This is a genomic window from Streptomyces scabiei 87.22 (genome assembly GCF_000091305.1).
GTDB classification, from domain to species: domain Bacteria; phylum Actinomycetota; class Actinomycetes; order Streptomycetales; family Streptomycetaceae; genus Streptomyces; species Streptomyces scabiei.
Genome location: NC_013929.1, coordinates 9,651,672 through 9,662,948, shown reverse-complemented (window position 1 = coordinate 9,662,948; position 11,277 = coordinate 9,651,672). Strand labels below are relative to the sequence as shown.

10 protein-coding genes are annotated in these 11,277 nt (G+C 71.8%); 5 read left to right on the top strand and 5 right to left on the bottom strand.

From position 1 onward, the window contains the following. Positions 1-6: 6 nt before the first annotated feature. Positions 7-1,524: a glycoside hydrolase family 43 protein gene (locus tag SCAB_RS41365; RefSeq protein WP_231885187.1), complete on the bottom strand. Its 1,518-nt coding sequence runs from the start codon at positions 1,522-1,524 to the stop codon at positions 7-9. 104 nt (positions 1,525-1,628) lie between these two features. Continuing rightward, positions 1,629-2,714, bottom strand: coding sequence for a LacI family DNA-binding transcriptional regulator (locus SCAB_RS41360; protein ID WP_013006027.1), 1,086 nt, complete (start codon positions 2,712-2,714; stop codon positions 1,629-1,631). A 204-nt stretch (positions 2,715-2,918) separates the two neighbouring features. Here SCAB_RS41360 and SCAB_RS41355 point away from each other — a divergent pair, with 204 nt between their 5' ends. Next, on the top strand, positions 2,919-4,661 hold the full coding sequence (locus tag SCAB_RS41355; protein ID WP_049875817.1) for a cellulase family glycosylhydrolase: 1,743 nt from the start codon (positions 2,919-2,921) through the stop codon (positions 4,659-4,661). Between the two features lie 77 nt (positions 4,662-4,738). On the opposite strand, the gene SCAB_RS41350 is transcribed toward SCAB_RS41355, so the two are convergent. The 3 genes from SCAB_RS41350 to SCAB_RS41340 form a co-directional block, all read right to left on the bottom strand. After that, positions 4,739-5,131, bottom strand: a complete 393-nt coding sequence (locus SCAB_RS41350) for a VOC family protein (RefSeq protein ID WP_013006025.1) — start codon at positions 5,129-5,131, stop codon at positions 4,739-4,741. Continuing rightward, positions 5,128-5,430: an ArsR/SmtB family transcription factor gene (locus tag SCAB_RS41345; RefSeq protein ID WP_013006024.1), complete on the bottom strand. Its 303-nt coding sequence runs from the start codon at positions 5,428-5,430 to the stop codon at positions 5,128-5,130. The genes SCAB_RS41350 and SCAB_RS41345 overlap by 4 nt, the downstream gene beginning before the upstream one ends. Before the next feature lie 124 nt (positions 5,431-5,554). After that, complete coding sequence (locus tag SCAB_RS41340) at positions 5,555-6,460, bottom strand: amidohydrolase family protein (protein WP_037729267.1); 906 nt, start codon at positions 6,458-6,460, stop codon at positions 5,555-5,557. A gap of 183 nt (positions 6,461-6,643) precedes the next feature. On the opposite strand from SCAB_RS41340, the gene SCAB_RS41335 reads away from it, so the two are divergent. The 4 genes from SCAB_RS41335 to SCAB_RS41320 all read left to right on the top strand — a co-directional run bounded on the left by SCAB_RS41335 (position 6,644) and on the right by SCAB_RS41320 (position 11,231). After that, positions 6,644-8,047: an eCIS core domain-containing protein gene (locus SCAB_RS41335; protein WP_013006022.1), complete on the top strand. Its 1,404-nt coding sequence runs from the start codon at positions 6,644-6,646 to the stop codon at positions 8,045-8,047. A gap of 151 nt (positions 8,048-8,198) precedes the next feature. Continuing rightward, a complete protein-coding gene (locus SCAB_RS41330; RefSeq protein WP_013006021.1) occupies positions 8,199-8,732 on the top strand; it encodes an SRPBCC family protein in 534 nt (177 codons plus the stop codon). After that, entirely contained in the window at positions 8,725-10,368 is a 1,644-nt protein-coding gene (locus SCAB_RS41325; RefSeq protein WP_037728816.1) for a phytoene desaturase family protein, read from the top strand. Before SCAB_RS41330 ends, SCAB_RS41325 begins: the two co-directional genes overlap by 8 nt. Beyond that, positions 10,365-11,231, top strand: a complete 867-nt coding sequence (locus SCAB_RS41320; RefSeq protein WP_013006019.1) for an SDR family oxidoreductase — start codon at positions 10,365-10,367, stop codon at positions 11,229-11,231. The genes SCAB_RS41325 and SCAB_RS41320 overlap by 4 nt, the downstream gene beginning before the upstream one ends. The last annotated feature ends 46 nt before the right edge of the window (positions 11,232-11,277 follow it).

Genomic DNA, 11,277 nt, shown 5'->3' with positions numbered 1-11,277 from the left:
GGTTCCTCAGTCCTCCAGCGGCTCGTGGTCGAACCAGTCGAAGTGCACGGCTCCGGCGGTGGCGAACAGACCGAGGACCCGGCCCGTGAAGCCGCCGGCGACCTCCGTGGAGAGATAACGGCCGTCCAGCGAGGCCAGTTCGACGAAGGTGCCGTCCGGCTCCTCGAAGCCGAGCGAGACGAAGTCGGGTCCGGTGCGCGCGTCGGTCATGGTGCGCACCGGCGTGGTCTCCACGCGGAGCACCACGGGCCCCGGCGGCACCGGCCGGGATGCCACCACGGTGTGCAATGGGCCGATGCGGGCCCGCACCCGCACCTGCCCGGACGCGACCTCGACGGAGTAGTGGTGGCTCTCGTCGAGGCGGACGGCCAGTCCTCCGGCCTGCCCCTCCCCCACGTCGGCCAGGGTGCGCACCCGGCACGCCCGGTGCTGCTGGCGCCGGCCCAGGAACGTCACCTCGGCGTCGTCGAGGGACGTGCCGCGGGCGCGCAGGGTCAGCCAGCCGGACCGTTCCTTCGTGGTGCAGTCCTCCGGGGGGCGCCGGCGCAGCGAGATCCACTGCGGGGCGAGGTCGGTGACGTCGAAGTCGTCCCGACGCTCCGGCGGGGCGGCGGCGGGTTCCAGGGGCCAGGGCGGTGCGGGCAGGTCGGTCGACAGTTCACCCACGACGGGCCAGCCGTCGACCCACTCGACCGGGGCGAGGTAGGTCTCCCTGCCGAGCACGTGCCAGCCGGGAGTGCCGCCGCCCGGCCGTACGCCGAGCAGCACCATCCACCAGGAGCCGTCGGGTCCCTGGACCAGGTCGGCGTGGCCGGTGTTCTGGATGGGGTGGTCGGTGCCGCGGTGGGTCAGGATCGGGTTGGCCGGGCACGGTTCGAAGGGGCCGGTGGGCGCGCTGCCGCGGGCGACCGAGACACCGTGGCCGCGCTCGGTGCCGCCCTCGGCGATGAGCAGGTACCAGTGGTCACCCACGTGGTAGAGGTGCGGTGCTTCGGGGGCCTTGGCGCCGGGCGCGCCGGACCACAGCGGGCGGCGCTCGCCGAACGTCTGTCCGGTGTGGGGGTCGAGGCGGATCTGGCCGACTCCGGCGGTGGTGCACCAGCAGGTGCCGTCCTCGTCCCAGGCGAGGTCGGGGTCGATGCCGTGCACACCGGGCAGCGGGATCGGGTCGGACCAGGGTCCGGCCGGGTCGGTGGCCGTGAACAGCAGATTGCCGTCGGCGCTGACGTTGGTGACGATCAGCCAGAACCGGCCGTCGTGGTGACGCAGGGTGGGCGCGTAGAGCCCCCCGGAGGAGGCCGTGGCCGGCGGCAGACGCAGTTGGCCCGGGCGGTCGAGCGCGTTGCCGATCTGGGTCCAGTGCACCAGGTCGCGGCTGTGGAAGAGGGGGATGCCGGGGAAGTACTCGAAGCTGGAGCACGCGAGGTAGTAGTCGTCGCCCGCCCGGCAGATGGACGGGTCGGGGTGGAAGCCGGGGATCACCGGGTTGCTGATGGTGCGTCCCGTCTCGGACACGCTCGTCACCCTGATCGGATCCTTTCGCTGTCTCGAAAGTTTCTCCAACGCAGACAGATACTTTCTCGATCAGGCTAGCCAGGGGGTGTCCTGACGGTCAATGAGGCCGTGCGTCAGCCCCGGGGCGGAGCGGTGCTGGAGCGGATCGTCAGGGTCGTCGCGATCTCCAGGCCGGCCTGGGGCGCGGGCTCGCCCCGGCCGAGGGTGAGCGCCAGTTCGGTGGCGGCCACGGCCATCTCGGTCAGGGGCTGGTGAACGGTGGTCAGGGGCGGGTCCACCCAGGCCACGACCGGCAGGTCGTCGAAGCCGACGACGCTCAGGTCGCCGGGGATGCGCAGACCGGCCTCGCGGGCGGCCTGGTAGACACCGAGCGCCTGGAGGTCGTTGGCGGCGAAGACGGCGGTCGGGCGCTGCGGCAGTTCCAGCAGGGTGCGTGCCGCCTCGTAGCCGTCCGCGCTGGTGAGCGGTGCGTACACGATGAGTTCGGGCTCGACCGGCAGACCGGCCGAGCCCAGCGCGGAGCGGTAGCCGTCCAGCCGGGCGCTGCAGTACAGCTGGTCGGGCGGGCCGCTGATCATGGCGATGCGGCGGTGTCCGAGCTGGGTGAGGTGGCGGGTCGCGGCCCGGCCGCCGGACCAGTTGGTGGCCCCGACGAACGGGACGTCGTCCGGGAGTTCGGTCGCCGGGTCGACGACGACGAAGGGGATGCCCTTCGCCCGCAGCTGCTCCCGCTCGGCCTCGGAGAGCTGGGCCACCGACAGGACGCAGTTCGGCCGCCGGGAGACGGTGTCGTCCCAGCTGAGCGGGTCCGTGTCATGCAGTCCGAACTCGGACACCATGACGCCGACGCGGTGCCTGCGGGCCACCCGCTCGACCCCGCGGATGATCTCGACGGCCCACATGTGCTTCAGCTCGCGGAAGACCAGCTCCACCACGTTGCTCCGGTTGGCGCCGGACGGCTTGCGGTAGCCGTAGCGGTTGACCAGTTCCTCGACGCGGGCGCGGGTGTCGGCGGAGACACCGGACTTGCCGTTGATCACCTTGGACACGGTGGGCACCGAGACCCCCGCCGACTCGGCGATGAACGCGATCGTGACCGGCCGGGAGGTGTCCTCCCCCGCGCCGTTGCCGTCCGCGGGCCCGTCGGCCGCTTCGGTCGCGAGGCCTGCTTCGGCCGCTTCGGTCGCGTCGTACCCCAAGGCAGTCCGCCCCTCTCGTGGATGTGCGCGCGCGTCCATTCTGGCATCCCGATACCGCCGCACCTGTGGCCTCTGACACGTCCTCATGTTAATTTCTCCGCCGCACAGAACGAAACTTTCTCCGTCCGAGTTGTATCTCTGTCGGTCATCGGCCGGCTCCACGGCTCCACGTGTCGCACACCCCCCAACCCGAAGGTGCGCATGATGAAGAGAAGACTCGCAAGGTTTCCGTTCCGGCGACAGCGGCCGTCGCACCCCCCACGCAGACTGACGGCACTGGTCCTGGCGCTCGTCCTGCTCCCCCTGCTGCCCGCCACCGCGCGGGCCGCCGATCCGCCCGTGCCCCCGGCCAGTTCCCCGGCGGCCCGCAGCGCGGTCGCCGCCATGCAGCCCGGATGGAACCTGGGCAACACCTACGACGCCATCCCGGACGAGACGTCCTGGGGCAACCCGACGGTGACCCGTGCCCTGTTCCAGAAGGTCAGGTCACAGGGCTTCAAGAGCATTCGGCTGCCCGTCACCTGGGGCATCCACCAGGGCGCCGCCCCGCAGTACACGATCGATCCGGCGTGGATGGCGAAGGTGCGCCAGGTCGTCGACCTGGCGCTGGACGAGAACCTGTACGTCCTGCTGAACATGCACCACGACTCCTGGATGTGGGTCAACAACCTCTCCACCGACCACGACACCGTCCTCGCCCGCTACCGCGCCACCTGGACCCAGATAGCGGCGGAGTTCCGGGACAGGTCGCCCAGGCTGGCGCTGGAGAGCATCAACGAGCCCAAGTTCGACGGCACTTCCGGTGACGACGAGAACTACCGGCTGCTCGCCGAACTCAACAAGGTCTTCCACCGGATCGTCCGCGACTCGGGCGGCGGCAACACCGACCGGCTCCTCGTCCTGCCCACGCTGTACACCAACGCCGACCAGGGCCGCCTGGACGCGCTGGCCACCGAACTGGCGGACCTGCGCGACCCCATGGTGGCCACGACGGTCCACTTCTACGGCTGGTGGCCCTTCAGCGTGAACATCGCCGGGTACACCCGGTTCGACGCCACCTCCGAGCAGGATCTGACCGCGACCTTCGACCGCGTCCACAACGCGTTCACCGCGCGCGGGATACCGGTCGTCATCGGCGAGTACGCCCTGCTGGCCTACGACCACAACCGCCCCGGCATCATCGAACGGGGCGAGCAGCGCAAGTACTTCGAGTTCCTGGGCGACTACGCGCGCCGGCGCAACCTCACCACCATGCTCTGGGACGCGGGGCAGTTCCTGAACCGCACCACCCTCCAGTGGCGCGATCCGGAGCTGTTCGCCCAGATCAGGTCCAGCTGGACCACCCGCTCCGGGACCGCCTCCAGCGACCTGGTGTTCCTCCCGAAGTCGGGCGCCCTCACCGCCCAGGACCTCACGCTGAACTTGAACGGCACCGACTTCCAGGGACTGCGGCACGGCTCCCGCACTCTCGTGAAGGGCAGGGACTACACCGTCAGCGGCAGCCGGCTCACTCTGACGGCCGCCGCGCTGACCGCGCTGGCCGGCGACCGGGCGTACGGGGTGAACGCGACGCTGGAGGCCAGGTTCTCCCGCGGTGTGCCGTGGCGGATCGACGTGGTCACCTACGACACTCCGGTCCTGTCGAGCGCCTCGGGCGGTACCGGGGGCCTGTCCGTCCCCACCCGGTTCCGGGGCGACAGGCTCGCGACCATGGAGGCGCGCTACGACGACGGGAGCAACGCGGGCCCGGCGAGCTGGACCCCGTTCCAGCAGTGGGACACCGCGTTCACGGCGTACACCGACGACGCCGTCAAGCTGACCGGTGAGTTCCTCGCCTCCCTGAAGGACGGCTCCCGGGTGACGCTCACCTTCCACTTCTGGAGCGGCACCAAGGTGACCTATCACGTCACCAGGTCGGGCGGCTCCGTGACCGGTTCGCCCGCCTGAGGTCCACCGCCGCGCGGCCGGGGCCCGGCCGCGCGGCGACAGGCGGGGTGGCTCCGGGGCTCGTACCCCGCCGGCCCCTACTGCGGCTGGGTGGCGATCTGGATCAGGTTGCCGCAGGTGTCGTCGAGGACGGCGGTGGTGACGGGGCCCATCTCCAGGGGCTCCTGGGTGAAGCGCACCCCGAGGCCGCGCAGACGCTCGTACTCCGCGCGTACGTCGTCGACGGCGAACTGGGCGAGCGGGATGCCGTCGGCGACGAGCGCGTCGCGGTAGGGCTGCACGGCCGGATGGCCGGCGGGCTCCAGGAGGAGTTCGGTGCCGTCGGGCTCGTCCCGCGAGACGACGGTCAGCCAGCGGTCCTTCTCGCCCAGCGGGACGTCGTGCTTCTTCACGAAGCCGAGGATCTCGGTGTAGAAGTGTTCGGCCTTGGCCTGGTCGTCGACGAAGACACTGGTCAGACGGATCTTCATGAGGTGCTCTCCTGCGGTCCGGACGGGTCGGGCACGAGCCATCGCTCGGTGATCTGCCGCAGCGGGGCCGTGTTCAGGTCATGGAATTTGTAGCGGCCCTCCCTCCGGGTCTCGACGAGCCCGGCCGCCTCCAGCACGGCGAGGTGCTGGGAGACGGCCTGGCGCGAGATGCCGAGCTGGTGCTTCATGGTCAGCCGCGCGCAGATCTCGAACAGTGTCTGTCCTGACTGCTCGGCCAGCTCGTCGAGGATGGTCCGGCGGGTGGGGTCGGCGAGGGCTTTGAACAGGTCGTCGGCCACACCTCCACCATAGGCAAGCAACCACTTGCCTATCAAGCCCGGACGGGACCCGATCCGAACGAACCCGTCCCGCACGGACCCGTCCCGCACGGACCCGATCCGCACGGCCCCGCCACGCCGCGGGTCACAGCCCGAACAGCTCCGCCCCGTTGTCGTGGCACACCGCCCGCAGCCACTCCTCCCCCAGCCCCAGACGCTCCAGGGCATGGAGCTGGTGGAGGTAGGGGTAGGGGATGTTGGGGAAGTCGGAGCCGAGGAGGACCCGGTCGCCGAGGGCGGCCAGTCGCGGCAGGGCCCGGCGCGGGAACGGCATGAACCCCTCGCTGAAGTCGGTGAAGGCCATCGTCGTGTCGAACCACACCTCCCCGTACCGCTCGGCGAGACCGAAGAACTCCTCGTACTCGGGCATGCCCATGTGCGCGACGACGAGCCGCAGCCGGGGATGACGCGCCAGCACCCGTGCGATCGGCTCGGGCCCGGTGTGCTTGCCGGGCGCGGGCCCGGAGCCGCAGTGGACGACCACGGGGACGCCGGCCTCGGCCAGCAGCCCCCATGCCGGGTCGAGGAGTTCGTCCGCCGGGTCGTACGCCCCCACCTGTACGTGCGCCTTGAAGACGCGCGCGCCCTCCTCCACGGCCTCCCTGACGTACGCCGTGACATCCGGCTCGGGGTAGAGCGTGGCGGTGTGCAGACAGCCGGGGGTGCGGCGGGCGAAGTCCACCGCCCAGGCGTTCAGCCAGCGGGCCATGCCCGGTTTGTGCGGGTAGAGCATCGAGGTGAACGCACGCACACCGAAGTCCCGGAGCAGGTCCGCCCGTTCCGCCTCCTCCTGGCGGTACGTGATCGGCCATTCCATGCCGCCGGTCAGCGGTCCGAGCGCGTCGAAGTACGCCCACACCTTGCGCAGGACGCGCTCGGGCATGAAGTGCGTGTGGACGTCGACCAGGCCGGGCAGACCGAGCGCTTGCGAGAAACGGCGGATCTCTCCGGCCTCCTCGCCCACGGGTACCTCACGGGGATGATCGTTCATGCCGTCCACGATCGGCTCGGGGGCGGTGATGGTCCACCACCGCGCGCAAGGGATCGATGAGGGATCCGTCACCCGCCGCTGCCCTTCGGGACACGCCAAGTCTGCCCCCGCGCCTCTGGGAACGTGGCCTCCACCGTGCCATCCTGCATGATCGGTTCGCCTGTGAGTGTCGGAGGATGACGGATGTCGAAGGCTCAGGCCGAGAACGCCACGACACGGAAGGAGCAGGAGAAGCGCCGGGCGCGGGCGACTCGCGCTCCCGCCCTGCCGCCGCTGCTCTCCCTCCAGCGGAGCGTCGGAAACGCGGCGGTCGTCCAGATGCTGCGGCAGGCCGGGCACGTGGCGGCGCAGGACCGGCACGAGCACGACGCCGGATGCGGGCACCAGCCGGTACAGCGCTCCTCGGACGACGCCCTCGTCGCGCGTGCCGTGGCAGAGGACGAGCAGGTGGAGGACACCGGCCCGGAGAGGCAGAGCGCCCTGCTGGACGCCGCGCTGAAGTCACCGAGTCAGGCGCTGCCCTCGTCGGTGGTGGCGAAGGCGGGGGCGTTCTTCCAGAACGACCGGCTGTCCGCCACCCGCGTCCACCGCGGCGAGGTGGCGCAACGGGCCACGACGGCGATGGGGGCCGAGGCCATGACCATCGGCCACCACGTCTTCCTCTCCGCCACGGCGGCGGCCGACGAGCGGCTGATGGGCCACGAGCTCAGTCACGTCGACAAGAACCTCAAGGGTGTGCGGGAGACGGGCCACAACAACGGCGCGGGAGTCTCCGTCACCGATCCGGGGCAGAGCTCGGAACGGGCGGCCGAGGCCGACGGCCACGCCTACGCGTCGGGCATGACGACCGCACCCTCGGCCACCGTCCACCGCAGCGCCGTGAGCGCGGCGGGCGGGCCGGTGCAGCGCATGCTGCAGGACGGGGAGGACGGGCCGGGCTGGGGACGGGTCGCTCTCGAGGAGAAGCCTCCCGGATCGAGCGAGGAGGACCACATCGCGGGGCTTGCGGCGGACAGCGAGGAGGAAGTCCTCCTGAAGCGTGGCGTGACGCCCACGCAGAAGAAGCACATGGTGCAGGAATTCATGCGGCATAGCTTCGTCAGCTTCTCCAAAATGCTCCAGGTGCCCGACGAGAATTCCACGGCGCCCGATCCGGAACACATTCACAGTTACACGAGCGGGCACCGAAATGACGATTCCGCCAAACTGGTCGAGTTCTCCTCCAATCCCGCAATAGCCTCCATCTTCGGCTCGGAAGCCCGTTTCGGGTACGTCATCACGGTGAAGATCAAGCGGAAATATCTCGGCAAGGGGTCCAGCGGTTCCGAGAAGGGCTGGATCGCCCAGCAGGGCGCGCCCTTCAGCATCGTCGCGGTCGAGGAGAAGGACAGTGTCAAGGGCGGCGACGCGGTCCCGCTGACCGACGCGGAGTTCCGCGAGGTGGTCAAGAAGGAGGAGATGGCCGAGTTCCTGCTCAATTTCGCCAATCCGGACTTCATGAAGGAGCACATGACGAAATTCGCGGGCGTGGAAAAATTGACAGAGGCCAAGAGGATCGCCGAGATGAAGAAGAAGTTCCAGGACTGACCGTTCCAGGACGACCTCCCTTCTTCGGTGAAGTCCGGCCGTCCAGCGGCCCGGCGGTTCGCCCGGAACATCCCTCCCCGTCCGCCCGGTGTGGATCTCGTCCGGCCGGGCACTCGCCCCTCGACCGGGGTGGACCGGCTGGAGGTGTGGCATGGCGGTACGGCATCGTCTGATCAAGGTGAGTCCGCAGGCCGTGTGGGCCGTCCTGGCGGACGGCACCCGGTACGCGGAGTGGGTGGTGGGCACGTCGTCCTCCGAGCCGGTGCGCGGGCTGTGGCCGCAGGTGGGCTCGGCCATCGAGTACGAGATCCGGCTGGGACCGCTGCGGCTGAGCAACGAGACCGTGGTCCGTTACTGCGAGGAGGGCTCCGAGCTGGGGCTGGAGGCGCGGGCCGGGGTGCTGGGCACGGCGCGGATCTCCGTCCGGCTCCGCCCCTGGGGGCCGTACTGCCTGGTCGTCGTGGACGAGCACCCGCTGCAGGGCGTGGGCGGGGCGCTCCACAACGTGGGCGTGGAGGCGCTGATCCAGCTCCGGCACCGCGCGATGCTCGCCCGGCTCGCCGGACTCTGCGAGGCGCGGGCCGAGGAGGGCGCCGAGGCCGAGGCACGCACCGAGGCGGAGCGGCCCACGAGGCTCCACGGGCGGCGCAGGGCCGCGGGCCACGGCACCGGCGGCCATGCCTGACGCGGTGGTGATCGGAGCCGGTCCGAACGGGCTGGTGGCCGCCAACCTGCTCGCCGACGCCGGATGGAGCGTGGAGGTCCTGGAGGAACAATCCGTGCCCGGCGGCGCGGTGCGTCACGACAGGGGCGTCGACCCCGACTTCGCGAGCGACCTCTTCAGCTCCTTCTACCCCCTCGCCGCCGCGTCCTCGGTACTGGCCCGGCTCGGCCTGGAGAAGTACGGCCTGCGCTGGAGCCACGCCCCGGACGTGCTGGCCCATCCGCTCGGCGACGGCAGATGCGCGGTCCTGTCGCGGGACATCGACACCACCGCCGCCTCGCTCGACGCCTTCCACCCGGGCGACGGGGACGCCTGGCGGCGCCTGCACCGGACCTGGGAGGACCTCGGCCCGGACATCGTCGACGCGCTGTTCACCCCCTTCCCGCCGGTACGCGCCACCGCCCGCCTCGCCGTCAGGCTGAGGGCGGCCGGGGGGCTGCGGATGGCGCGCACCCTGGTCGCGCCGGTCCGCCGCATGGGGGACGAGGAGTTCCGGGGCGAGGGCGGCAAGCTGCTGCTGGCCGGGAACGCCCTGCACGCCGACCTCGCGCCGGAGGCCGCGGGCAGCGGCGGCTACGGCTGGCTGCTGTGCATGCTCGGGCAGACGTACGGCTTCCCCGTGCCGGCCGGCGGCTCGGGCGCCCTCACGGAGGCGCTCGTGAACCGGCTGCGGGCGCGGGGCGGGACCGTACGCTGCGGCCGGCGGGTCACCCGCGTCCTGGTGCGCGGCGGCCGGGCCGCCGGGGTCCTCACCTCCGACGGCGAGAAGGTGGCCGCCCGCCGCGCCGTACTGGCGGACGTGTCCGCGCCGTCCCTCTACGGCGAACTCGTCGACGCCGAGCACCTCCCGCCCCAGCTGACGGCCGACCTGAAGCGGTTCCAGTGGGACTTCGCCACGTTCAAGGTCGACTGGGCCTGCGACGGTCCCGTGCCCTGGCGGGCCGAGGCGGCGGCACGGGCGGGCACGGTCCACCTCGCCGACGGCGTCGACGAACTCACCCGCTGCGCCGCCCAGATCGCCATGGGACAGGTGCCCGACCGTCCCTTCGCCCTGTTCGGACAGATGACGACCGCGGATCCCTCCCGCTCCCCCCGGGGCACCGAGGCCGCCTGGGCTTACACACACGTGCCCCACGTCATCAAGTCCGACGCCGGCGACGACGGTCTGACGGGCCGCTGGGACCGTACGGAGCAGGAGGTGATGGCCGACCGCGTCGAACGCCAGGTGGAGCGGTTCGCGCCGGGGTTCCGTTCACGCATCCGCGCCCGCCGCGTGCTGGCCCCGCCCACCCTTCAGGCACTCGACCGCAATCTGCACGGCGGTGCCATCAACGGCGGCACGGCGGCCCTGCACCAGCAGCTCTTCTTCCGGCCCGCCCCCGGCACCGGCCGCCCCGAGACCCCCGTGGACGGCCTCTACCTCGCCTCCGCCTCCGCGCATCCGGGCGGCGGGGTGCACGGCGCCCCCGGCGCCAACGCCGCCCGTGCGGCACTGCGCCGGCACCGGCTGCCCGGGCTCACCCGCGCCCAGCGCGTCCTGGCCCACCGGGACAGCACCGGACGGGCCCAGAGCCGGCCGGGAAGGGAGCGGTCGTGAAGGACAGCCCGCTGCGGGGCCGTACGGTCGTGGTGACGGGAGCGGCCCGCGGCATCGGAGCGGCCCTGGCGGACGCGTTCGCCCGGCGGGGTGCGCGGCTGGCCCTCCTCGACCACGACGAAGCGGCGCTGAGCGCGACCGCCGCCGTCCTCCCGTGCACGGTGCTGGCCCTCGGCACCGACGTCTGCGACGACGCCGCCCTCGACGAGGCGGCCGAGACCGTCCGCGCCCGCCTGGGGCCGCCCTCGGTCGTCGTGGCGAACGCGGGCGTCGCCGAGGGCGGCCCCTTCGCCCGGTCGGACCCCGGCACCTGGCGCCGGGTGATCGACGTCAACCTGATCGGCAGCGCCCAGACCGCCCGGGCCTTCCTGCCCGACCTGGTGCGGACCGCCGGCTACCACCTGCAGATCGCCTCGCTGGCCTCGATCGGCGCCGCCCCGATGATGAGCGCGTACTGCGCCTCCAAGTCCGGTGTGGAGGCGTTCGCCCACACATTGCGCGCCGAGACGGCCCAGCACGGTGTGGCGGTGGGCATCGCCTACCTCGGCTGGACCGACACCGAGCTGATCCGCGACGCCGACCGCTACGTGACCCTGCGGGAGCTGCGCGCCCACATGCCGCCACCGGCCCGGCGCGTCCAGCCCACCGGGATCGTCGCCGCCCGCCTCGCCGACGCGGTGGAACGGCGACGGACCGCCGTCTACGTCCCCCGGTGGCTGCGCCTGACCCAGCTGACCCGGGCCGCGATCCCACCGGTGGTGCTGCGCGCGACCCGTCGCACCCTCCCCCGCCTCGAGGCGGAACAGCCTCTCCACCCGACCGGTCTACTCGGGCCGGGCGGCCACCCGCGCGCGGGCGCCTGACGAAGGCACCGCGACCCTGTGTGACGCATCAGATACTCTGCGCAAC